We start from the raw sequence: 24424 nt of genomic DNA on the forward strand, positions 1-24424 counted from the left end.
CTTTAATAGGTTTATAATGAAACTATCATAATTAAAGGATGGTGCAGATATGAAACAAGGAACAACGATCCTCACATTGGATAATGGTTATCATTTGTGGACGAACACGCAAGGAACAGGCGATATTCACTTACTTTGCTTACACGGTGGCCCTGGTGGCAATCACGAATACTGGGAAAACTTCGGTAAGGAATTAGCTGATCTTGGTGTGCAAGTACACATGTACGACCAACTTGGTTCATTTTATTCTGATCAACCTGATTACTCAAAACCAGGCAATGACCAACTATTAACTTACGATTACTTCCTAGACGAAGTTGAAGAAGTCCGTCAAAAACTCGGCATCGACAACTTCTACTTAATCGGCCAATCATGGGGTGGCGCATTAGTTCAAATGTACGCTGCTAAATATGGTCAACACTTGAAGGGTGCCATCATCTCAAGTATGGTTGATGAAATCGACGAATATGTAACCAACATCAACAAAATTCGCGAAGACATCATGACGCCTGAACAATTAAAATTCATGCAAGACTGTGAAGCTAAAAACGATTACGATAACGACGAATACCAAGCACTTGTTGACAAGTTAAACGCTGGTTACGTTGATCGTAAACAACCATTAGCCATCTCACATTTAATCCCAACAATGGCAACAGACGTTTACGGCGTCTTCCAAGGCGACAACGAATTCGTTGTGACTGGTAAATTGAAGGACTGGCACTTCCGTGACCAACTCCACAAGATTACTGTCCCAACATTAATCACATTTGGCGAACACGAAACAATGCCAATCGCAACCGCTAAGATCATGACTGAAAAGATTCCACATTCACGTTTGGTCACAACACCAAATGGTGGTCACCATCACATGATTGACAACGCCCCAGTATACTTCGACCACTTGAAGACATTCATCAAGGACGTAGAAAGTGGTAACTTCAAAGACTAAAGTGCTGATTCGAACGTTTTGGCTTTGAGGATTAACAGAAAAAATGGAAATGATGGTGTTCTTCAACCATCATTTCCATTTTTTAGTTAACCGGAAAAGGCAGTTCGAAAAGCACGTTTAGAGTGCTGACTGACGCGTTTAGTAATTGCGCATTAATACAAAAATTCCATTAATCCGGTTTTAGGATTAATGGAATTTTTAGATTAAGCGAAAATTATTGCGCCAGGAAGCACATTTAGAGTGCGTTTGAAACGGGTAGCTTCTAAGCATTAACTGAATTTGACGAATTGGCGATGTAATCGCCGATTTGGCAAATTTGGTTAAGCGCAGGAAGTTATTTCAAAAAGCACGTTTAGTGTGCGTTCGAAACGGGTAACTTCTGAGCATTAACACCCAAAAAAAGCACCTAGGATTTGGTGATAATCCCCCGCAGTCATTGCCTAGCGGATTTTCATCATAGCTTAGGTGCTTTTTTTATGGCTTCAATTAGGCTTGTTGCTCTGCTTTTTTAGAAAGATAGTTATAAAAACAATCTGTACTTTTGAAAAGTGGCATTAGTTCTTGATTAATTTCACCAATCATTTCTTTAAACAAAGCTTCAAAATCATCTTCCAACTCGTTAAGTAATTGTTCACCTAGTGGCGTTAAACAAATAAAAACTTTCCGTTGGTCTTCAATGTCACTTCGCTTTTTAGTAATCAACTTCTTTTTATAGAGCGCATTAACTTTACGCGAGATTGCGGGGCTTGTAATATCAAACATCCGCGACAACTTGGTCACTTCAATACTGGGAATCCGCTTTAGTTCTCGCATAATTAAATATTGGTCGTAACTAAGATCATGGCTCACCGTAATATGATTAATTTTATGATAGATTTGACCAATTTTAAGGTACCATTCATTAAACTGATCTACACTGATTGCAGTGCTTACTTTGTTTGCCATTCAAAATCATCCCTTTTTATTAATATCGTTAAAAATATACTTTTGTAAAATACAATATTAATAAAAGTTATCATACATATTCCAACTTTTAAAGATATACGCTCATTCGTTAAATTAATAATCCTGATATTAGTATTAACTATGTTTCATGTGAAAATGAAGCGCTATCTATGCTAGAATAGAATTAATTAAAGCTTTCGATGGAGGTCATTACATGAAACGCATTACACTCTACTTAGTTCGTCACGGACAAACTTTCTTCAACCGTTACAACCGGATGCAAGGCTGGTCCGATTCACCCCTTACCGAAAAAGGCATCGCAGACGCTGAACTAGCCGGCAAACAACTTTCAAAGGTGAACTTCGCCCAGGCTTATTCAAGTGACCGCAGTCGCGCTATGGATACGGCTAAAATTATCCTTAAGAAGAGTTTCTACCTCGACACCCCTTACACAATCACCCCTCATTTCCGCGAAGAATTCTACGGTTACTACGAAGGTGAGGATTCTGCCAAAGCTTGGTACATGACTGGTGCTAGCCACGACGCTAAGACTTTCAAAGAAATCATTACGAAGTACTCACTCGACGCTTCAAAAGACTTCATGAAAGAAGCCGATCCTTTTAACGACGCTGAAAATGCGGCAGAATACTGGGCCCGCGTTGGTAAAGGCTTCAAACAAATCCGCTCAGAATGTTCCGATGGCGACAACGTCTTAATGGTCAGCCATGGCACAACGATTCGCAGTATCGTCGGTAAATTTGGCAATGGTCAGTTTGATGTAACGGTGAGCCCAATGAACGGTAGCATCACAAAAGTGGTCCTCACTGATGAAGGCGTCACAGTTCAAAGCTATAATGAATTAACGATTTAAAGCACTACTAAAAAAGGAACCGAGACAAAATTTTGTCCCGGTTCCTTTTTTAATCCTCAGGAGATACCCGACTTATGGCATACCTTTTCTCTTATTAGTGTTGATATAAATTAACAACGGATTGTCTAATAACCATTTCTGGATCAACTACTTTTTGTTCGACCTCTGATTGTTCGCCTTCGACAATCGCCATCAGTTTAGCGACCCCCATTTCGATGATTTGGGCAGTTGGCTTTTTAATCGTCGTCAATGATGGCGTAATAAATTTGGCATATGCCATATCATCAAACCCGATAAATGAAATATCGCGTGGAATCTGGTAACCAAGTTCAACACAGGCACTAATCGCGCCAACCGCCATATCATCATTCTCACAAATAACGCAGGACGGAATATTGCCGCTCGCCAGAATCTCCCGCATCAATTCATGCCCACTCTCTGGCCGATAATCGCCGACTTTAATTAGTGTGGGGTCAACTTCGATGTTATTGGCCTCAACTGCTTGCATGAACCCGTTAGTCCGCTGAACGGATGATTCGAACGAATCAACGCCCCGAATCAACGCTAACTTGCGATGGCCCATTTGAATCGCATAATTAGTGGCCAACTCACCACCTAATCGATCGCCAATCGCATAATTATTAATGTCGTCACGTTCGATCACCCGGTTCAGAACAACTAGCGGTAGGCCCAGATTATGAACATATTCAATAAAATCATAATCAGATTTAGACTGACTAATAACGATAATCCCATCGTAGTTATTAATTGAAATATACTGCCCTGCCATCGCTTTGGCGACACTATTAATCGAAAGCGAATAACTCTTAGGCAATACCGCTTGCGCTTGAGCCACGACATCAGTCATAAAGCTGTTGGAAGTCCCTGTTTCAAGGTTGGTAAAGAAAATCCCAATCATATAAGACCGATTTGTCACTAGACTCTTCGCGTTAATATTAGGCACATAGCCGATCTCCTTGGCGATCGCTAAAATTTTCTCCTTCGTGGCTGGTTTTACCAGCTCACTATCATTCAGTGCTCGTGAAACCGTCATATGCGAGACGTTTGCAAGTTGTGCAATCGTTCGAATCGTGACGGTTGTCTTATCAGCCTTTTTCACGCCGTATGCTTCCTTTCTGTACGCTCTTAGAACATTGTACCAGAAATCATTGCGCACGCTGAATATAAAAAAGAAGCCGCGATCATTCATCTCAGGCTTCTTTCATTCATTTTAGAAAAAATCAAAATAATCGTGCGCATTATTATAGGCGATATTTTGAATCACCCGGCCTAATTCTGCAGCATCATCTGGTACACGGCCTTGTTCTACTAAGCGGCCATAGAAGCTACATAAGACACGTCTGAAGTATTCGTGACGTGGATATGATAGGAAACTCCGAGAGTCCGTCAACATCCCAACAAAGTGTGGCAAGAGACTCTGTTGTGCGAAGACTTGTAACTGTTGGGTCATCCCTTCGGCGGTATCATTGAACCACCAGCCGGCGCCCAATTGTAATTTTTGCGTGGTCCCACCTTGGAAGCAGCCCATCATGGTTGCCAATTCTAACCAATCATTACTGTTTAGTGAGTAGAAAATTGACTTAGGCACGTCTTCAGTTTGTTGCATCTTCGTGTAGAGTGCACTGATATGTTTAACAATATCCGGTTGTGTCCCAACAGCATCATAACCCGTGTCAGGTCCAATTTTAGCGAACATTGGGCGGTTTAAATCGCGGTCAGAATTGATATGAAATTGCATCGTCCATTTGAATTGCGTATTGAGTTTCATCAATGCTTCTAACAACATCGTCAAATATTGATTAATTTCGTGTTCACTGAGTGCAGCGTTATTGATTCCTTTAGCAACAATCGCATCCAATTCCGCTGGCGTCGCTTCTTCAAAGTGGTAAGTCAATAGCGAATGATCCGATAAGCGACCACCCATTTCATTGAAAAATTCGAACCGTTGCGTCAAAGCTGTTACAATCGTGGCAAAATCATGAATCTCAACTCCAGCTACTTTTCCAAGGGTCTTCAAGTAATCACCAAAACCGTCACGATCAATTTGCATCAATTGATCAGGGCGCATTGCTGGTAACGTCTTAAAGCCGTTGGCAGCTTCTCCTGGTTTTAATAACTGATGGTAGTGTAAGTCAGAAGCAGGATCATCAGTTGTGCAGACCACTTGTACATTTGAATTTTTTATCAATTGACGCGGTTTGAAGTCGTCTGTTTGTAAGAGTTGGTTGGCCTTTTCCCAGATACGGGGTGCTGATTCAGCGGTCAGACGTTCATCGATGTGGAAAAAGCGGCGCAATTCCAAATGCGTCCATTCGTAAAGTGGATTACCGTAGGCATTTTCGATTGTCTTAGCCCATTCGATAAATTTTAAATAATCATCGCCATCACCGGTGATGTATTTTTCATCAACGCCATTGGCACGCATTAAACGCCACTTATAGTGATCGCCGTACGTCCCTTCGTTCAGCCAGATGCGAGTGATGTTGGTATAGTTCTTATTTTGATAGATTTCTGAAGGATTCAAATGGCAGTGAAAGTCGATAATCGGCATTTGCGCTGCATAATCGTGGTATAACGTCTTGGCCATGTCATTGTCTAAGAGAAAATCATCATCTAATAATTGCATATCATAACGCTCCTTCGTTATTTATGTTATCGTTAACATTAAATTCGAAATAAAAAAGAAAAACCGCGCGAATTTTCCTCAACACCAACAATATAGCGCTTTCAATACCGATTGTCAATCCTTCTTTGTCTACAAAAAAAGCCTGCCTAACGCCATCGTAATGACCCTAAGCAGACTTCTTTTATTTATTCACCAAATTTAGTTTCTTTTAAAACAATTCCGCGATATAGCCACGTTGTCACCACATAGTACACGGCATATAACACGATGAAAATACTGAATGGTATCCAGATTTGATTATACGGATCGATCATCAGTTCTTTAAACATTTGTAAGCCGAACAAGACGTGCACGACACCGACAATCCCCGGTAATAGGAATAATGCGCCGATTTCTTTAGCAATCGATTGTTTCAAGAGGTTTTGACGAACACCGATTTTAGCTAACATCGTATAGCGTTTGACGTCACTGGCCGCCCCTGATAAGATCTTGAACATTAAACAACTAGCTAACATTGCTAAGAAAGCAATCCCTAAGAAGAAGCCCATGAATTCAAGGCCACTGAAAACGCCGTTAGCCATCTTATAGCTGGCATACTTACTGCTGTCCGCTTCTGGGTTAGCCTTCAACTCTGAATTTGCTTTGAGTTGTTCTTGGTATAACTTCTTAATGACAGGTAAGTTAGCGCTAAAGTCTTGCACATCGTAGGTTTTAACAACCTTGGTTGGCGCTGTAATTTGTGCAAAGGCTTCGTTAGAAACGAGTTTAACTGCTTTAGCGGTTTGGCTTGGCACTTGAATTGATCTGAAGAGATAGGTATCCCCTTTTTGAAGTTCACGTAATGGGACTTGGCGAACTTTTGTCTCGGTAGAAACGCTACCCGTCTTACCATATTCCATAGTCAATAACGGTGTTTGTTTAAACTGCTCTGTTCGATAATAAACGGTTTTGCCATCTTCTTTCACTTGATACGTCGCCGTTTGTTTAACCCCTTTGAGATCTTTAGTCAGTGTCAAAGCTTTTTGAGTGGGTTGATTTAAAACCACATCATAGGCAGAAGCTGAATCGGCAATCTTGGGAATTTCATTTTGATAACCAATTCCGACCGTAATCGCACCGAGTGCTAAGGCGAAAAGCATCGCCACTAAAGCCAACATTTTTGTGTAATCCTTAATTCGGAAACTCAATTGCGCTAACGTAAAGTTATTTAAACCTTTATTCCGCAACTTTTCATTGCGTTTTAAGAGCATCAATAACCAACCGAAAAAGGCGTTAAATAGGAAATAGGTCCCTAAAACAATTGTCACTAAGGCAATCACTAAGCCCATCACTTGGAACGTTGCGATTGCAATCATCATATAATAACCAACTGCTAAGAAGACGAGGCCTAAAACGATTTGAATTAAGCGTGCGACTTTATTTTCCTTAATACGATTTGGTTGTTGATCATCATGGAGTAATTGTAAGACAGGTGTTTTCAATAATTGATATTGATTAACAACCGCCGCAATGATGAACAAGACGATGAAGAAAATCAAGGTGGTGATGACTGCTGGTAAGTAGAGTGGTGAGAAATGCTTGATATGCATATCTAATCGTGAAAGTAAGAATTGGCTCACAACTTGTGTTAAGCCAATCCCAATGGCAGTCCCGATTAATGTGGCAGCCGTCCCAATGACGAGCGTTTCAGCTGCAATCAGTTGGGCGATCTTACGCCCTTTTGCACCCAACATCATGAACATCCCGTAATCTCGGCGCCGCATACTCATTAAAAAACTATTGGCGTAGATAATGTAGACCAGTGTGATAATACCGAGTAAGACAGAACCAATTTGGAAGACAATTGCCGCCATGCCAATTGGTGAGTTACTCGTCACAAAATCCTTATTAGTCGCTAATGCTTCGAACATGTAAAAAATGGCACTCGACATAATTAGGCCTGAAAAAAGGACTAAATAGTCTTTAAATCGGCCCTTAATGCCGGTTAATGATAATTTCCATAGCATATTTAGTCTTCCTCCTAGTGATTAAATGTTCCTAATGTATCTAAAACTTCTTGGTAAAAGGCTTCACGTGTTTTGTCACCACGCACTAATTCTTGCCCGATTTGCCCATCTTTGATGAAGAGAATCCGTTGGCAATAACTTGCTGAGAAGGGATCATGAGTCACCAATAAGATTGAAACGCGTTGTTCTTCGTTTAATTGAGCCATTGTGTCCAATAATTCGCGGGCACTCTTAGAATCAAGCGCTCCAGTAGGTTCATCCCCAAAAAGAATGGCTGGGTTATGCACTAAAGCACGGGCAGCAGCCACCCGTTGTTTTTGCCCACCTGATAATTCGGTTGGATATTTATTCAAGATCGCATCGATTGACAATGTTTTGGCAATCGTTGTAATTTTTTCGCGAACTTTTTTACCAGTAACGTTTTGAAGCGTCAATGGTAATGCCATATTTTCGTAAGCTGTTAAATTTTCAAGTAAGTTAAAATCTTGGAACATAAAGCCGATTTCTTGAGCTCTAAAGTCGGCTAATGCATTGCCTTTTAAACGGCTGATTTCTTGATCGTTAATTTTCACTTCGCCGGCTGTTGGTTTGTCTAAGGTTGATAGAATATTTAAAAGCGTTGTTTTCCCCGAACCAGAAGCACCCATAATGCCGACAAATTCGCCACGTTGCACATCAAAGGTCACGCCTTTTAAAGCTGTGTATTGTTTTTCGTTAGCTTTACCGTACGTTTTTTGTACATCTTTTACGCTAACAACTGTTGGTGTATCCATAGTTAAATGCCTCCAAATTTCATTAATACAACTAGTATATCGGATAAAACAACTTAGCGCCTGTTTTTGAAATGACAATTCGTCAAATTGAAATAACAAGTTTGTAAGATTCACTTTTTAAAAATTTCATGTGAAACATCAAAAAAATTTTGTCTTCCTAATTATCTTTGACTATAATAGAAACATTGCTATTTTCAGAAAAGGGGTATTTTTGTAATGGATGAAATTGAACCAAAAAAGAAATACATTACCTGGCAAGTCCTCGCTTTGATGGACTTTGTCACGGTAATTGGTTTCGACGATATTATTTATAACTTCCAAAACCAAGGGATGGCGGTTGTCTTCTCATGGATCGTGCTATTATTCGCTTATGTTTTACCTTATGAATTAATGGTTGGCCACTTAGGCTCAGCTTTCAGTAAAGATGGCGGCGGCTTATCTAGTTGGATGCGTCACACCAGTGGGGATGTTTGGGGTTACCTCACTGCTTGGTGTTATTGGGTTGCCAGCTTGCCTTACCTAGTCGATGTTGCCAACTCAATGGTCGTTTCCTTCTTCTGGATCATCATGGGGAACGGTAATATTGAAGATAAATTGTCACGGGCCACATTTGCGCTCTTAACAGCTGCTATCACAATCTTATTCATCTTCTTCCAACATAAATTTACAGCTTCATTGCAAGTCCTCAGTATTGTTGGGGGTGGCGCGATGTTTATCATGACAATTTTATTCGTTCTCATGACGTTTGCCGGCCTATTTAACGGCGCCCACATTGCCACCCAACCAATGAACTGGCATACTTTTATTCCTAAATTCGATTTACATTACTTCTCAACTATCGGACTTTTAATTTTCGCCATGAACGGTGCTGAATTAGTCGCACCATATGTCAGCGAAATGAAAGATGGTAAAAAAGATTTCCCTAAAGCCATGATGGCCCTCGCTTTAATGACGGCCTTCTTAACAATCTTTGGCTCATTTGCGATTGGTGTCTTCTTCGATGCCAACCACTTACCTAACGATTTAAAAATGAACGGTTCTTACTACGCGTTCTTAGCCCTTGGTCAACAATTCCATATGGGCAAAGTCTTGCTCTACATTTTCGCCGTTACACAAGCCATCTACATGGGCGCACAACTGGCTATGTTACTCGATGGTGGCACCCGAATCTTCTTATCTGATACTGCTAAGAAGTTCTTGCCTAAGGCCCTCACAAAGACTAACAAGCAAGGCTTACCAATCAACGGCTACTGGTTAACCACTGGGATTTGTACTTTCGTGCTAGCTTCAAGTGCCTTCTTACCGGCCATCAACGATATCTTTAATTGGTTGTTGAATATTAACGGCATCGTCTCACCATTTGTTACTTGCTTCATCTTCGTCGCCTTCTTACGGGTTCGCTTTAACAGCGACAAATACCCATCAGAATATACGTACATCAAAAACAAACCCTGGGCAATTATTGTTGGTTTCTGGTGCTTGCTTATCACCGCATTAGGGACAATCTTCAGTATCTTCCCACAAGATGCCACACCAGGCACTTCTAAATACACCCACGAATTGATCTTAAATGTCGTGGTTTCCGTGTCATTAATGGGCTTAGGGGTCATCCTCCCATTAATCGCTAAGTATCAACGAAAAAAAACAGCTTAAATAAAAACGGCTAAGACCTGCGATTTTACAAGGTCTTAGCCGTTTTTTTATTTAAGCTTGATGATATTTCTTTTCTAAGTAGTAATAGATTGGTAAGCCAATCAACGTGATTCCCAACCCGATTAAGGCTAAGAGTGTTTGCGTGAATAACGTGTTAATCACAATAAACGTTCCCCCTAAAATCGCGATCAAGGGCACTACTGGATATAAGACAGCCTTGTAAGGCCGCTTCATTTCTGGTTCGCGTTTGCGCAAGATAATGACTGCGGCAAAGGTCATCACATAGAATATCCAGATGACAAAGATTAACATGTCCGTCAACGTATTAAAGCCGCCGACAAAAATCATGCCGATTGCAATCACTAATTGTAAAATCCCACATAAAATTGGAACTCCCGCTTTTGATAAACGGCTGAGTTGCTTGCTAAATGGTAGATGCTGTTCAGTTGCCATCGCATATGGCACGCGCATCCCGGTCATTGTATAACCATTAATCGCACCATAAACTGAAATTAAAATCCCAATGGTTACTAGCTTGCCACCAAAACCGCCGAATAAATGACCAGCCACTTCAGCAGCGGCATTTTCGTTACCAGCAATCTGTGAGATTGGTAAGACTAATAGGAAGACTGCGTTAACTAAGAGGTAAACTACCATTGTCCCAAAAAGACCTAACAAAATTGATTTTGGTAAGTCTTTTTCTGGATGGCGCATTTCCCCGGCAATATTCCCAACGTGAATCCAACCATCATAGGCAAACAGTGTTGCTAAAACCCCATTACCTAGTGCTGATAAGACATTGTTAGATGTGCCAGTCCCCGCTACAGTAAAGAGTGAAACGTGACTTGCGTTGGTCCCTGGATTAATTAATCCAAAAATAATAATAATGGCTAAAGGAATTAATTTAAAAACGGTCGTAAAGGATTGAACAAAGCCGCCCACCTGACTACCAAGGAAGTTCATGATTGTTAAACTCGTTGCGACAATCACTGCAACTGGAATCTGCCAACTAGGAGCCCATCCGAATAAATTCAAACATTGTGTTGCAAAAATAATTGATAATGCTGCAATATTGGCCGGGAAATAAACCGTTGTCTGCGCCCAACCTAGTAAGAAGGCGGCGACACTACCATAAGTTCTCTCGATATAGCGCATCATACCGCCGGTTTCTGGAATCGCAGCTGCCAGTTCAGCAGCCGTTAAGCCAGCACAAATCGTGATGATACCACCGACTAACCAGGCCAACATTGTTAACCCCGTTGAGCCTGTGACTTCTGTTACTGATGATGCTTTAAAAAAGACGCCTGCGCCGATAACAGTCCCCATTACTGTTGATAAGGCGGCTGTGAAGCCGACTGTTCGATTTAATTCTTGGGGTTGTGTTTGCGTTTTGATATCAATCACTCCTTCCTAGATATAAAAAAACATTAGTTATCATATTCTAAACTAAACTAAATGACAGTTAAAGCATTTTTTGAGGATAATACTGTTTGAAATCAGCTAAAGCCCCCAATAAGTTAGCCTCAGCTTGATATTGACTGATTAAAAGTGGTGTCGCAAACGGCTTTAACTGCCCTTGCGTTAATAATCGTTGTCGCTCAATTTCGATATTAGGCACTATAAAATCAATTTGGGCAAGAGCGCCCCCTAAAATAATGGCATCTGGATCAAAACTATATTGTAAATTATAAACTGCTTGCGCTAGATACCGGTACAAGGCCGTTGTCATCTGACGGGCCAGTGAATCCCCCTGTCTTGCTAAGGCAAAGATTTCCACCCCGGTTAACTGCGCGTGTGCTTGCTGGTTGTACTGCCGTGTTAAATGCGCAATCGTGCCGACTTCACTTAGTGGACGGCCATCTGCCATTAACATCGACCCAAACTCACCACTAAGTAAGTGGGCCCCATGTTGAATGCGACCATCAGTAATCACCGCACCACCAACGTCTGCCCCAATCGCGAGATATAAAACATTGCGCAAACCCTGTGCAGCACCCCGCTCTAATTCAGCTAAGGCCGCACAATTAATCTCATTTTCCATCACAACCGGTAACCCAAACTTTTTTGCTAGCACCCCTTGGATTTCAAAATTATGAATGTACGGGAGGGCACTAGCACCTTCGATAATCCCAGTTGCTTTGTTGACGGCGCCGGGCGTACTGATACCTACACCAACGATCTGATTTGAGCGTTGATAAGTACGAATAATTTTAGCGAGTACCTCATAATAAGTATTTAACGATTTAGGGGTCGCCACCATCCCTTGGTTTGTTAACGATTGATCACGATCGTCCCACAAAGCAAATCTAATGGTCACGCCCCCAATATCAATCAGCGCTAACTTGGCCATTCTTAAATCCCCCCCATTCATTATTTAAGATAACGATTGTTAACTATTGAACTATCACAAAAAGTTAATATGTCGTTCTTTGTAACGCTTTCATTCTAACATAAAATACCCCATACTGCTATTCTACTTAGAACGGACAATTCTATTGCTTTGTCCGCTGATTTTCCACCTAGTAAGCGTTACCATTGAATTGTGAAATAATTCAAAATAAGGAGCACCATCACTATGAAAACAAATTTTGATTTTTTAATGCCTAGCGTAAACTTCTTTGGCCCTGGCGTCATCGAAAAGATTGGTGAGCGCACCAAAATGTTAAATATTACCAAACCTTTAATCGTGACTGATACTTTTTTAGAAGGTGTTCCTGACGGTCCTGTCGCACAAACACTCGCTTCATTGGACCAAGCTGGTATTCAATACAGTATCTTTAACGGCGTTGAACCTAACCCTAAAGTCCGCAATATTCAAGCCGGCAAGGCCCAATACCTCGCTGATGGTTGTGACGGCCTCATTACTGTCGGTGGTGGTTCCGCACATGATTGTGGTAAAGGAATTGGTATCTTGCTTACTAACGGCGATGATATTACCAAATTAGCCGGGATTGAAACCTTAGAAAACGCCCTTCCACCACTATTAGCCGTCAATACAACGGCCGGTACAGGTTCCGAATTAACCCGTCACTGTGTTATTACAAATGAAGAAACCCACCTTAAATTTGTTGTCGTCTCTTGGCGGAATATTCCCCTCGTTTCATTTAATGATCCGATGTTAATGTTGGATGTCCCTGCTAAATTAACAGCCGCAACTGGGATGGACGCCTTTGTCCAAGCCATCGAACCCTACGTTTCAACCAACCGCAATGCGATCACTGATGGCCAATGTCTCCAAGCCATCAAGTTGATTGAAGAAAGCCTACGCGAAGCTGTTGCCAATGGACACAACATCGAAGCCCGGACCAAGATGTGCGAAGCTGAAATGTTAGCCGGTATGGCTTTCAATAACGCTGATCTTGGTTATGTGCACGCAATGGCTCACCAATTAGGTGGTCAATATGATGCCCCTCATGGTGTTTGTTGTGCCCTCTTATTACCAATCGTTGAAGAATTCAACATCGTCGCTTGTCCTGATCGTTTCGCAGCATTAGCGCGCGCGATGGGTGAAAATACGGATGGTCTTTCAACAAGAGATGCCGCTGAACTTGCTATCAAAGGGATGCGCCAAATGGCAGCCGATGTTGGTATTCCAACTAGCATCAAAGCAATCGGTGCTAAACCAGCCGATTTCGAAATGATGGCCGAAAATGCTTTGAAAGACGGCAACGCCTTTTCAAACCCACGCAAAGCAACTAAAGCAGAAATCGTCGCCCTCTTCCAAAAGGCATATGACGCTGAATAATTTAAATAAAGCCAACCGTCTTTTACTGACGATTGGCTTTTTAATTGTTTCATGTTACACTTAACGGGGAAAACAGCCGTTAAATCGGCCATTTTAACCAACTAGATTTTTTAAAGGAGCGTCAACAACATGTCAACTCAATTTGATCGTCCAGGTTTAATAATTGAATAACTGTTTGGTCTTTTTTTAAGGGCGCTTCTATTGACTCTATTTTTATAATACTGCTAATTAACGATAAGAAGCTGCCTACCAGCTTCTTTTTTTAATGCAGAAGATTCCCTTAAAGAGGGCCAACTTAACAAAAAAGGAGTCTCATATGCAAGAAACAAAAATGGCACAAAAACGAGTATTAATTACTGGCGTTAGCAATCGCCAAACAAATTTTGACTACACAATGCGTGAATTAGGCGAATTAGCCCGCGCTGATAACTTAGAAGTGGTTGGTGAAGTACGCCAAAACATCGATCAAGCTAGTCACCGGACCTACTTTGGTAAGGGTAAAGTCCAAGAAATCAAGGCCGAAGCTGCGCAAGCCGACGCTGATATCATCGTCGTTAATGATGAACTATCCCCTTCACAAATTAGAAACCTTGAAAAAGAATTAGAAATGAGTATTCTGGATCGCACACAATTGATTCTAGAAATCTTTGCGAGCCGCGCCAAAACTAAGGAAGCCCAACTACAAGTTGCGATTGCCGAAGCTAAATACCAATTGCCCCGTTTACATCCTTCAGAAAACAAACTGGATCAACAAGGTGGCGGTGGTTCAACTAACCGTGGGGCCGGTGAAACACAACTTGAATTGGATCGTCGTTTAATTGAAAAACGGATTACTAAATTAAAGGGTGAATTAGCCCAAATTGATCAGCAACAAGAAGTCCAACGTCGTCAACGGACTAAAAATGCAGTCCCTGTTGTGGCACTCGTTGGTTATACCAATGCTGGTAAATCAACAACGATGAACCGCATTTTACAACGTTTAAATCCAGATACACCTGAAAAACAAGTTTTTGAAAAGGACATGTTATTTGCAACCCTTGATACAAGTGTGCGTGAAATCGTCCTCCCCAATAAGCAAAAATTCTTATTAAGTGATACAGTTGGTTTTGTTACTAAATTGCCTCATCACTTAATTCAAGCTTTCAAGTCAACATTGGCTGAAGCTGCAGGTGCTGACCTCTTAATTCACGTTGTCGATTATTCAGATCCTAATTACCTCGATATGATGAAAACAACACAAGAAACACTCGATTCATTAGGTGTTAAGGATATTCCGGTCATTGAAGCTTACAATAAAGCTGACTTAAAACCAGATACCCGCTATCCTGAAGTCGATGGCACCCAAATCGTTTACTCTGCGCGTGATGAAGTGGCCATCGATGCCTTGATTGCGCTTATCAACAAGCAACTTTTCGAACAATACCCAACACTTGATTTCCTCATTCCTTTTACAGAAGGCCAAGCGGTTGCTTACTTAAGCGAACGCGCCAACATTCTGGAACAAAGTTATGAAGAAGAAGGCACTAAGATTCGGGCACAAATCAGCCCTGATTTATTAGGCGCTGTTCAAAAATACGTTCAAGAATAAATCAAAAATGGCGCCGAAAACAGTAATTGTTTTCGGCGCCATTTTTTTATTATTGATATTTTTGAAATACTTTATCGGCCGCTTGCATGATTCGTTGCACATCATCCGTATCAATCTTGGGCAAAGCGGGGGCATCTTGTTCGTAGGCCATTGAAATCGATTCTAAGGCTTTTTGCGCACGAGGACTCAACATCACGTATTGTTTTGTCCGTTCGCTATCACGCATCCCTAAGAGCCAGCCAGCATCCTTTAAACGATAGAGGTCTTCTTCAACCAATCCCGCACTGAATACAATTTGTGCATCAACATATCGACCCGTTGTCATCTCATTAATCCGTTGTAATAAGATAGCATCGTCTAAACTGATATTAACGTCACGGCAAATTTCTTCTAGGTGATCAAAATAACTAAGACTTGCCATACCGGCTTGAACCGTTTTAATCATTTCGCTTACAGGATCTTTTCTATTTAGGTAATATACTGACATTTTGATAACCCCACTTCGTTCGGTATTAACAACCTTACTTGATTATCTTTATTCTATACCAGCGGGTAGCGAATAAATCTCGGGGTTTTTTTAGATTTGAAAAATATCGCGAAACAATCATTAATCATTAGCATCAACAATGTTTAAAAAGTTGTAATAGTTTGATTAGCGATTCGTTATCGTAAAGACAATCGGCTTTTTAAGCGGGTCATAGCCCTTGGTTGCCGATACTTGCACTAAACGATAAGTATCCGGATCAAGATGCATGATGTGGACTTGCCCGTGTTCATCGCTCTTCAAATTTTCAATCAACACTTTGCCATTTTGATTTTGTAATTCATATTTCGCACCTACTAATGCTTGATTCGTATTGCCATCGACTTGGTTCACAATAACAGTTCCTTGAGACTGATGACTTTCAACCGTTACTTGCTCAAGTTGAGTATTTTGTTTAATCTCGATGATTTGATCTTCAGTTTGCTTTTGATAACCAGGAGCCGCCGTCAATTGTACCAATCGGTATTTACCGGACGTTAGGTCACTTACCACGACTTGCCCAGTTGCACCCACGACAATTTCTGGACGAACCACCTGACCAGCTAATGTTTCCAATCGATAAGTTGCACCGGCTATGGCGAGCTGTGTTTTTTGATCCTTATCAATCAATACAAAGCTCCCCAGTTTAACTTCTGGTGCTTGTTGGTCCGCCATAACGGCAACCGTCGCCGTTTTGCGATCCGTGATTTCGACTTTTGTGACTATCGGGTTAATTTCGTAACCTGTTGGCGCCTTAATTTCTTGAACAGTATATTGCCCAACTGCTAGTTGTGTTAATTTAATCTGACCTTGACTATCGGTTTGATAATAACCGACTTCCCGACCACTTTGATCCTTAACCTCAAAATAGGCTTTAGCAATCGGTGCGCCTTTTTTAGTTGTATGTTTAATCAGTAACTGCCCCATTTGTGCTTTATCGGTCACTGTTAGATTTGTTGTCCGTGGTGACTTATCGGATAATGCCACTATTCTAGGTTCCGTTGCTAACCGATAACCAATCGGCGCTTTCACTTCGGTTACGCGATAACGCCCTGGCTTTTGATTGCCGAGCGTTGCACGTCCAGTTTGATCCGTTTCAATTTTAGTCACCTGACCCGTTTTTAAGGACTCAACTTTAAAAACTGCCCCTGATAACGGTTGGCCACTTAAATTGGTCTTATTGATTGTCAAGGTCTGCAATGGCATCTCAATTCGATTGGCCTGCAATTGTAACTGATTATCGCCATATTGACTGACTGCTAATTGCGTTTGATTAAACGCTAATTGATACCCAACTGGCACCTGCAAGACCTCAACGCGATAGTGGCCCGTGCTTGCATTGGGTAAAATAACTTGTCCAAACCGATCTGTCGTTAATTCCCAGACAGTTTGCCCCTGATCGTCGGCTTGGTCCGCAGTTAAGCGGAGTAAGACGCCGGCAACCCCTTGCAGATGGTCATCCAAAATACGGATCCGCAATGGACTGATGGGCGCTGTTACTTCCCGTTTATCAGTAAAGCGGATTTGGTATAGTCGTCTTTCGTGCGCTTTAATCGTTACGAATTGAGGCGTTTGATCCAACTGATAGCCAGTCGGTGCTTGTTTTTCTTGAATTTGGTAGCGACCGGCTTTTAAATCTGTAAACCGTAGTTGCCCGGCAATCGTTTTTTTGGTCTGTATCTGTCCAGTTGCCAAATCCGTCAATACAAAGGTCGCATTGTCTAGTCCTTGGCCCTGTTGGTTGGTTTTATGCACAATAATTTGTTGCTTTTCAGGTATCTTCAAACGCTGGTTCTCAACCGTTACTTCAGTGCTTAGTGCGCCGTTAGCACCCACTACTGCGGTTTTGACCGCCGCTAGCGGTTCATAACCAGCAGTCGTTGCACTTTGTTGGTAGGTCATCTCACCCGTTGGTACTTGCTTAGCGGTCACTTCACCCTCTTGATTCGTTTTTTGCGAGATAAAGACGGTTTGTCCATTATCATCCGGGGTTGCTGTCGTCAAAGTAAATGCCGCATTGGCTAGTGGTTGTTTTGTTTCAGCATCACGAACTTTAAAGGTTACATCTGCCACCGTTCGTTTCATTTGCCAAGCCACCGTGTTCTGATGGTCGTTGCTGACCGTTAATGATTGTACATCAGTGACTGCCTGATAGCCTGCTACAGTAGCTTCTTGGGCGACCTGATAGTCGCCCACCGGAACAGCGGTCAAGTTAGCTTGCCCATTGGCGTCTGTCGTCACCGTTTGCTCATAGGTTTCCTTCGAATCCACTCGTTTAAGTTTCAGTTGAACGCCAGCGATTGCCTTTCCTTGCGCATTAGCCGCATTCAAACTGACATCATGCGTAGCGTCGGTCCGTTGTATCTGATGAACAAATGAAACAGCCGTTTCTGCTTGATCGAGGGTTATTTCCTGGGAAATATTAGTAAGTTGATAGCCCGCCGGCACTTCAAGCTCCCGAACTTGATAGCGGCCCGCTGGTAATTTATCAATCGTCACCTGTCCGTTATCATCAGTCTGAACGATTTGTTGTTGGTCATTGGCCATCGTCGTAATTTGATACCGAACGTGCGGCAATACGACACCCGACTCTGATAAACTCGTAATTTTCAAGGCCTTAGATTGGGCGATTGCTGTAAAATCCACCTGTGTCGTTTCGTCTTTAGTCACTGTCACATTTTGATCACTGGCGCCCACGACGCTGTAGTTTGGTAACATCTTCGTTACGGCCACGCGATAATCACCAGTTGGCAGACTTGTCCAGGTTACTTGTCCTTGATCATTGGTCGTGCCATTTTTTTCATATGTGGCATCCTTAACAGCATGTAACTTCAATTGGACACCGACAAGCGGTGCACCTGTCATTTGGTCCGTTACAGTCGTTGTCAGCTTACCCTTAGTCTTACCAAAAACCACCGTGGTTGTCAGCGGCTGATTGCCGTTAACTGTCACCGTTGGTAACCACAGCACCTCACTACCTGCCGGATGGGAAATGACTTTCAATTGATATTGCCCAGCTGGCAATGTCATTTTCGTCCAGCCAGCAGCATCACTGGTTGGTGCAGTATAACTTTCATTTGTTTTTTGATTAACCGCCATTAAAACAACATCGGCTAACGGTGTGCCATCTTGTAATTGCGCCTTAACCGTTAAATCACCTTGGCTCGCATCTGAGTAGTATAAATGATACAAGTTATCTTGATCAGTCTTGATCTCAATTACCTCATCCATTTGCGTCAGTTGATAACCTGTCGGTGCTGCGACCGAACTAATGTGATATTTGCCAGGCATAATGCCGCGCACGGTATGGCCGGTTAGTGTATCAACAACTGTTCTAAAAAAGCCCCGATTATCAGAACTTAATGTATAGTCGTATTTACCGTTCACCGATTTTAAATTGATTTTAGCATTGGGAACAGCTTTTTTATTATCGTCAATACCGCGAATTACAAAAGATTCAACTGGTGATTGTTTCTTAGCGTCAGTTGTCGTCGCCAATGCCGATACGTCAAAAAGACTTAGCATTAAGCTAACAACCATCAAAATAACCGTTAATTTCCGAAAATAATGCTGTTGCTTCAAGTTTATCACCTCATTCAATTTCGTTTTGAACAGCGTATACACCTTGTCCCGCTAGTGCACCAAAGACGGCCCCCACTTGAGTGGTGGCGCCGCCAGATGGTGTATTAGGGCTCATGCTTTGTTGGAACATCGCAATGTCTTTTTCAACTTGGGCGTGGTGTTTGAGAAAATCAGCTTGGCGTCGATCTTGATTGGCATTGTCTTGCCCTTGTTGTGTCCCTTCATGACTTGCTGTCTTGGCATGCTTCTTAATTGTTTTTTTAGCAACCTTATTGGTTGTTTTAGAAGTAGAAGCTGTTGTTGCTTCAGTCTTTTCTACTTGATTTTTAGCCGTTTGATTACTGTCACTAGCGGCCTTCACTTTATCACTTGTGCTGGCTGCTTTTTGAGTCGCCCGTTGCTGGTGCGTTGTTGCGCCCTTGGCTGCCGCTTGGCTTGCGGATACTTGTTGTGCAGTGGTAGTCGATTGATTAGTCGTCTGTTGATCAGGTTGAGTCTTTGAATCAGGTTGCTCCGTTTGAGCAGACGAACTCGAAGACTGTGAATCTGATGATGACTCGACCGTCTTTGTTGGATAATTTTTAACCGTGATATTTAATTCATTACCTGTTAAAGCGTCTGAATTTTCTTTACCAACAGCGGTATCGGCTGCCGATACTTTTTGAACTTGCTGCATTAAATAGGTTTGTGAAAAACGATAAACGCCCAAACTAAGAATTGTTAAGGCGAGGATTTGCTTGCCTGATTTCATAGTTTCCCCTTCTTAATCGCGACCACTAGATCCCCAAATTGTTGCCAGTTCAAAATAGTAGGCGGATTTTTCCAAATTAATTGTTCGCAGGTCAACGTGCTCGAATAAAAATCGGATAGGTAGAGGTCCGTCCGTTCATCAACGGTCGTTTGCACTTCGATATTCAGATTGTTAAAGTAGTTGACTGTTTTCTTCATATATTGATTATAAAGTTTGCCCTGCGAGAAATCCACACAAATATAAACGCGATCTTTTAGTATTTCAAGTGGAATATTTTCTATACAAGCAAACATGTAATCATAATACAAGCTCGCCTGTTTACGCCAATCCAAATCTGTTTCCTGTTTGGTGGTGAACATCAAAATAATTTGATGGAATAGTGGATTTGCTTCTGCAAAATAGGTCAATTGTTGTTCATCAATAAACGTCGTTGGTTCTGTATAAAAGGTTAAATGCTTTGCATGAATTTGATCTAAATCATGCGCTAAATTATCCAAAATCTTTTGAGATTGCACGCTATGCGCTTCATCCTTCATTAAGAGACTTTCAACTTTATCAACGAACTGACCGGTTTTTTGAGCGACTCCATTTTTAAGCGCTGGTGTTAAGTAGTCCACCTCAAGTGGGAGATATCTTTCAGTAAATAGGAACGTCAATAAACCCTCTGTTTCCACTTCTAACGGCATCCGCAACAGCTGATAATGAGTGGTCAAGACAGTCAACACTGGTTGCCATAATTGTGGTTGTTGCGCCTTAAAATCAGGTGCTAATAAGTGGTCAGTTAACGCATTTTTTCCCCGTAATCGCAACGATTGTACTTTAAGATAGATTTCAAATTTCGTAATCATCGTTGGCAGTAGATTAATCTGAAACTGGTCCCGCATCGCTGTTAGCATCTGATCAACCGTTTCTTGGAATAAGGCCAGCGGTTTTTCAATGCCATTAAAGTAACTATAATAGATTTCAAAAATAAACTGACGGATCAGCATTTCCGGGCCAATCAACTGATTCTTTTTAAATTGGAGGTTAAAATGGTCCGCAACTTCTACCATTTCCTTGCGTAGTTCATAAAACTTGGTTTTCCCGATAAATAAGGCATCACAAAAGTCAGCCGTTTCATTTTTGCCTGAATTCAATAAACTAAATTCAAACATCTTGAACAAATTGGATTGTTGTAAGTAATCTAGTCGAATTTTACGGACGATTGATTCACTAATATGGCCGCTTTCAAAGATGCCATCCCCGTTAATTCTTAAATAACTTTCAGGGCTAATCATCGCTAAATCCGCATTAACCGTCTCAACATATTGACCGAGCTTAAACTTAGATAAACCCAATAATTTCATCGCGCGGTTCACTGTTAAATAGTAATCCCCATGATCAGCGACTAATTCCAATAAATAATATTGATAACGATAATTCAAATCTAGAAATTCATTATGGATTTCCACTAATTTTCCTCCAGATTAAGTTTAAGCTCTTTTTTGATAGGCCATTTGGACCATTAATTGGTATGGATCACTACCTTCAACAACCCCACTACGGCCGGCCATTTTATGTGGTCCCCCAGTAATCCACGTGTGGGCAATCGCTAATTGATAACGATCGGTTAATTCCTGGATTGGTGTGAGCCCCACTGATTTGATAACAGCAAGTGGCGCCTTGGCCATCGCGTTAATGCCACCATAAACCACCCATTGCCCATTTTCTTGTTTAAGCTCATAAAAAGGCAAGGCCACTCGTTCACCAATTGCATAAATTGGGCGTTGGAAATGTTGTGCTTGCTCGTAAATATCGGCATCTGCCAACCCAGCGTAGTTTAAACTGATATAGCCGGCTTCAATTAATTGTGCGACTAATTGATCGAGTTGCTGTTGGTGCGCACTATCGACTTCTAGTTGCGCTGGTAGCAAATCCTTTTCCTCAAATAAGCCGGTTGCTGGCTGTACTTGTGAGATGATTTTAGGCTTAGCTGTTTGTCCAGCTAAGGGATGTGGCGCAGTTGGGTCGCCGCCTAGCGCCTTTTCGACGTATGGTGACACATCGACGATCGCATTCCGTCCTCGATAATAGAAATAAAGATTCATCACTGCAAAATAGAGTAATACTAAAAAAACAATTAGATTAATCACGCCTCGTCCAATTGCTTGTGCTCTAAAGTAGTAGATGCTCTTATATAGTAAGTAAAAATCACCGATTAGACAGATGATTGAAAAAATTCGGTTTTTAACCCGATTATTAATGTTTAAGTAGCCAAAATAATGATTAATGATATCCAAAAAAGATAGCATTGCGCATTCCGCCTTTCAATATTAACAGCAGTTTGTTATTGCGTTGTACTACCGCTAGTGGCCTTGGCCACGTTTTGAGACGTCCCGGTTGATGACGCGGCACTACTGCTGTTATTGGTTGTTGTTTGAGTATCGCTTGTTGTATCACTTGAATTAGTTGGTTCATCATTTTGCGTTGTATCGCTCGTCTCACTTGAGCTAGTTTCCGTCGTATCATCTGTACTTGATTGTTCTTGATCCGTCGACGTTGCCGTTGATTCAGAGCTGCTTGCTACTGATTCTTCCGGTTCGCTAGATGATTGGCTGCTAGTTGTCTCATCGCTTTCTGAACGACTCGTTGATTGACTACTGCTTACACTGCTTTGTGAGCTTTCTGACACGGACGTCTTTTGCTCCGTCTTAATATTAGCGACCGGTTTAACAGTATTAACAACGACGTTCGTTGCGCTCATCGCAATAATTAATGAAATAATCGCTGCTGGGGGCACGATTGGGGGCGTATGAAATGCCATAACACTCTTCCTTCCTATCTATTCATTTTCTTGACAGTCTTCACAAAGACCGTATAACTCAAATTGATGGCCTTCAACTTGGCAGTTGGGGAGTTGATCACTGAAAAAATCCAGTGGACACATCTTCAACTCAATCACCTTGCCACAATTGCGGCAAATAAAGTGGTGATGATGACGATGTTCAAAATCACACTGATATTTCACATGGGCCTGTTCGCCTTCAGTTTGTTGCTCGACTAAGCCTAGCTGTTCAAAATCTTTAATATTACGATAAATGGTATCGTGACTCATCCCTGGAAAAATCGACCGCATATGGTCGTCAATTTGGGTCACTGGAATATAATGATTTTCGTATTGCGCTAAATAAGTCAACATTTCGCGACGTTGCTTTGTGATTTTAAACCCGTTTGCTTTTAAAACGGCCAGCGCCGTCGTCATTTCACTCATTTTAATCGATTCCTTTCTTAATACCTGCTATTCAGAATAACTGATTATAGCATTAATCGTCGTCATTTTAGTTTTAAATGGTTTAATTGCTACACACTATTATTATACGCCCTTATAACGGTCCGTGACGAAAAACAATTTCCCCTTTTAACAAATTTTAATCAAACTCGAGTAAAAATAGTTGCAATTAACCCGGTCAAGCGTTATGATATTACTCAGATGGTTTTTAGGAAACCGTCTTCATTGGCCTTCTACCAGTGTTTTAGTTATTTGAAGGGAGATTTTAATTATGCAATTACAAAACAAAACTAATAATTGGTATCATGTTTCACTTGATACGCAAACTCAAAAATTTATCGCAACTGCAACGAACAATGAAAAAATCAGTGCAAGTGGTATTACAATTGAACAAGCTGTCCAAAAATTAACATTTAAAGTGAAACAACCTAACCGTGCAAACAAGCAACAACTTGCTTAAGCACTAATCGTTAAAAGGGAAGCCTGACAAAACAACGTTTTGTCGGACTTCCCTTTTTTGTTATGGCCGTAGCCGTTCAATAATTCCCGTCAATGTCTTTTTCGTTTCTTGCCAATCATCATTCACAATAATTTGTGCTTGATCATGTAACGGCCCTGAAACCATTAAATCACGTTTAAATTCCGCACTTGCAATCCGTTTTTGGATGGCCTCAGGTGAATCATTGCGCTTTTCTAAGCGACTAATTAAAGCCGTTGCTTCCGAAACCGTTAAAAACAAGACTGTGACTTGCTTGCCGAAGGTTTCCAGATAAGTCTGTGCCCCTTTGGTATCCACAACCAAGCTGATTAATGGTGCCTTTGCCCAAGCTAAATCGAGTGCTTCGTGTGAAGAACCATATTGATAACCCGAGTAGGTTACAGATTCAATCAGGTGTTTTTGGGCGAGCGAGTCCTCAGTTTCAAAATAGTAATCTACCCCATCGACTTCGTTATGCCGTTTAGGCCGCGTTGTATGGGTTACAACTTGGGGAATCTGATACATTTCGGTTAACCAATGACTAACCGTTGTTTTACCACTACCGGTGGCGCCTGTAATCACTAATAACTGTTTCTCTACCATTTTTATCCCACTTTTCATCTATTTCAATTAAAAAAGTTT

General features: G+C 41.5%; 21 protein-coding genes. 6 read left to right on the forward strand and 15 right to left on the reverse strand.

Annotated features, from left to right (window positions below; genetic code table 11):
• Positions 1 to 49: 49 nt before the first annotated feature.
• Positions 50 to 952, forward strand: coding sequence for a proline-specific peptidase family protein (locus tag ACPBEH_RS07165; RefSeq protein ID WP_424348728.1), 903 nt, complete (start codon positions 50 to 52; stop codon positions 950 to 952).
• Between the two features lie 486 nt (positions 953 to 1438).
• On the opposite strand, the gene ACPBEH_RS07170 is transcribed toward ACPBEH_RS07165, so the two are convergent.
• On the reverse strand, positions 1439 to 1897 hold the full coding sequence (locus tag ACPBEH_RS07170; protein ID WP_424348729.1) for a MarR family transcriptional regulator: 459 nt from the start codon (positions 1895 to 1897) through the stop codon (positions 1439 to 1441).
• Positions 1898 to 2111: 214 nt separating this feature from the next.
• Here ACPBEH_RS07170 and ACPBEH_RS07175 point away from each other — a divergent pair, with 214 nt between their 5' ends.
• A complete protein-coding gene (locus tag ACPBEH_RS07175; RefSeq protein ID WP_016264406.1) occupies positions 2112 to 2768 on the forward strand; it encodes a histidine phosphatase family protein in 657 nt (218 codons plus the stop codon).
• 94 nt (positions 2769 to 2862) lie between these two features.
• Here ACPBEH_RS07175 and ACPBEH_RS07180 read toward each other — a convergent pair whose 3' ends face one another.
• The 4 genes from ACPBEH_RS07180 to ACPBEH_RS07195 all read right to left on the reverse strand — a co-directional run bounded on the left by ACPBEH_RS07180 (position 2863) and on the right by ACPBEH_RS07195 (position 8194).
• Entirely contained in the window at positions 2863 to 3888 is a 1026-nt protein-coding gene (locus ACPBEH_RS07180; protein WP_424348730.1) for a LacI family DNA-binding transcriptional regulator, read from the reverse strand.
• Positions 3889 to 3999: 111 nt separating this feature from the next.
• On the reverse strand, positions 4000 to 5415 hold the full coding sequence (gene uxaC, locus ACPBEH_RS07185; RefSeq protein WP_424348731.1) for a glucuronate isomerase: 1416 nt from the start codon (positions 5413 to 5415) through the stop codon (positions 4000 to 4002).
• Positions 5416 to 5600: 185 nt separating this feature from the next.
• Complete coding sequence (locus tag ACPBEH_RS07190; protein ID WP_424348732.1) at positions 5601 to 7421, reverse strand: FtsX-like permease family protein; 1821 nt, start codon at positions 7419 to 7421, stop codon at positions 5601 to 5603.
• A gap of 14 nt (positions 7422 to 7435) precedes the next feature.
• Positions 7436 to 8194 carry an ABC transporter ATP-binding protein gene (locus ACPBEH_RS07195; RefSeq protein WP_025016148.1) on the reverse strand — a complete coding sequence of 253 codons (759 nt, stop codon included), beginning with the start codon at positions 8192 to 8194 and terminating at the stop codon, positions 7436 to 7438.
• Between the two features lie 216 nt (positions 8195 to 8410).
• Here ACPBEH_RS07195 and ACPBEH_RS07200 point away from each other — a divergent pair, with 216 nt between their 5' ends.
• A complete protein-coding gene (locus ACPBEH_RS07200; RefSeq protein ID WP_104963236.1) occupies positions 8411 to 9847 on the forward strand; it encodes an APC family permease in 1437 nt (478 codons plus the stop codon).
• A 51-nt stretch (positions 9848 to 9898) separates the two neighbouring features.
• Here ACPBEH_RS07200 and ACPBEH_RS07205 read toward each other — a convergent pair whose 3' ends face one another.
• Entirely contained in the window at positions 9899 to 11251 is a 1353-nt protein-coding gene (locus tag ACPBEH_RS07205) for an APC family permease (RefSeq protein ID WP_424348733.1), read from the reverse strand.
• Between the two features lie 58 nt (positions 11252 to 11309).
• Positions 11310 to 12197, reverse strand: a complete 888-nt coding sequence (locus ACPBEH_RS07210) for an ROK family protein (protein ID WP_424348734.1) — start codon at positions 12195 to 12197, stop codon at positions 11310 to 11312.
• A 225-nt stretch (positions 12198 to 12422) separates the two neighbouring features.
• Here ACPBEH_RS07210 and ACPBEH_RS07215 point away from each other — a divergent pair, with 225 nt between their 5' ends.
• Positions 12423 to 13592 carry an iron-containing alcohol dehydrogenase gene (locus ACPBEH_RS07215; protein WP_424348735.1) on the forward strand — a complete coding sequence of 390 codons (1170 nt, stop codon included), beginning with the start codon at positions 12423 to 12425 and terminating at the stop codon, positions 13590 to 13592.
• Positions 13593 to 13908: 316 nt separating this feature from the next.
• A complete protein-coding gene (gene hflX / locus ACPBEH_RS07220) occupies positions 13909 to 15180 on the forward strand; it encodes a GTPase HflX (protein WP_016264397.1) in 1272 nt (423 codons plus the stop codon).
• A gap of 49 nt (positions 15181 to 15229) precedes the next feature.
• Here hflX and ACPBEH_RS07225 read toward each other — a convergent pair whose 3' ends face one another.
• From ACPBEH_RS07225 to ACPBEH_RS07255, 7 genes are all read right to left on the reverse strand, one after another.
• Positions 15230 to 15667 (reverse strand): hypothetical protein, encoded by a 438-nt coding sequence (locus ACPBEH_RS07225; RefSeq protein ID WP_424348736.1) that lies wholly within the window; start codon positions 15665 to 15667, stop codon positions 15230 to 15232.
• A 165-nt stretch (positions 15668 to 15832) separates the two neighbouring features.
• Positions 15833 to 19285: a SpaA isopeptide-forming pilin-related protein gene (locus tag ACPBEH_RS07230; protein ID WP_424348737.1), complete on the reverse strand. Its 3453-nt coding sequence runs from the start codon at positions 19283 to 19285 to the stop codon at positions 15833 to 15835.
• 10 nt (positions 19286 to 19295) lie between these two features.
• Positions 19296 to 20036, reverse strand: coding sequence for a hypothetical protein (locus tag ACPBEH_RS07235; RefSeq protein WP_424348738.1), 741 nt, complete (start codon positions 20034 to 20036; stop codon positions 19296 to 19298).
• Entirely contained in the window at positions 20033 to 21487 is a 1455-nt protein-coding gene (locus ACPBEH_RS07240) for a helix-turn-helix domain-containing protein (RefSeq protein ID WP_424348739.1), read from the reverse strand. The genes ACPBEH_RS07235 and ACPBEH_RS07240 overlap by 4 nt, the downstream gene beginning before the upstream one ends.
• Positions 21488 to 21508: 21 nt before the next feature.
• The gene (locus ACPBEH_RS07245) at positions 21509 to 22327 is read right to left on the reverse strand and encodes a DUF6681 family protein (RefSeq protein ID WP_424348740.1); all 819 of its coding nucleotides are present in this window, start codon (positions 22325 to 22327) and stop codon (positions 21509 to 21511) included.
• Positions 22328 to 22362: 35 nt separating this feature from the next.
• Positions 22363 to 22839, reverse strand: coding sequence for a cell surface protein (locus ACPBEH_RS07250; RefSeq protein ID WP_424348741.1), 477 nt, complete (start codon positions 22837 to 22839; stop codon positions 22363 to 22365).
• Between the two features lie 18 nt (positions 22840 to 22857).
• Positions 22858 to 23286, reverse strand: coding sequence for a Fur family transcriptional regulator (locus ACPBEH_RS07255; protein ID WP_011373822.1), 429 nt, complete (start codon positions 23284 to 23286; stop codon positions 22858 to 22860).
• A 289-nt stretch (positions 23287 to 23575) separates the two neighbouring features.
• On the opposite strand from ACPBEH_RS07255, the gene ACPBEH_RS07260 reads away from it, so the two are divergent.
• On the forward strand, positions 23576 to 23764 hold the full coding sequence (locus ACPBEH_RS07260; RefSeq protein WP_011373821.1) for a hypothetical protein: 189 nt from the start codon (positions 23576 to 23578) through the stop codon (positions 23762 to 23764).
• A 60-nt stretch (positions 23765 to 23824) separates the two neighbouring features.
• On the opposite strand, the gene ACPBEH_RS07265 is transcribed toward ACPBEH_RS07260, so the two are convergent.
• Positions 23825 to 24385, reverse strand: a complete 561-nt coding sequence (locus ACPBEH_RS07265; RefSeq protein WP_424348742.1) for a guanylate kinase — start codon at positions 24383 to 24385, stop codon at positions 23825 to 23827.
• Between the last annotated feature and the right edge of the window lie 39 nt (positions 24386 to 24424).

It is taken from the genome of Latilactobacillus parasakei, assembly GCF_049674265.1.
In the GTDB taxonomy this organism is placed as follows: domain Bacteria; phylum Bacillota; class Bacilli; order Lactobacillales; family Lactobacillaceae; genus Latilactobacillus; species Latilactobacillus sakei.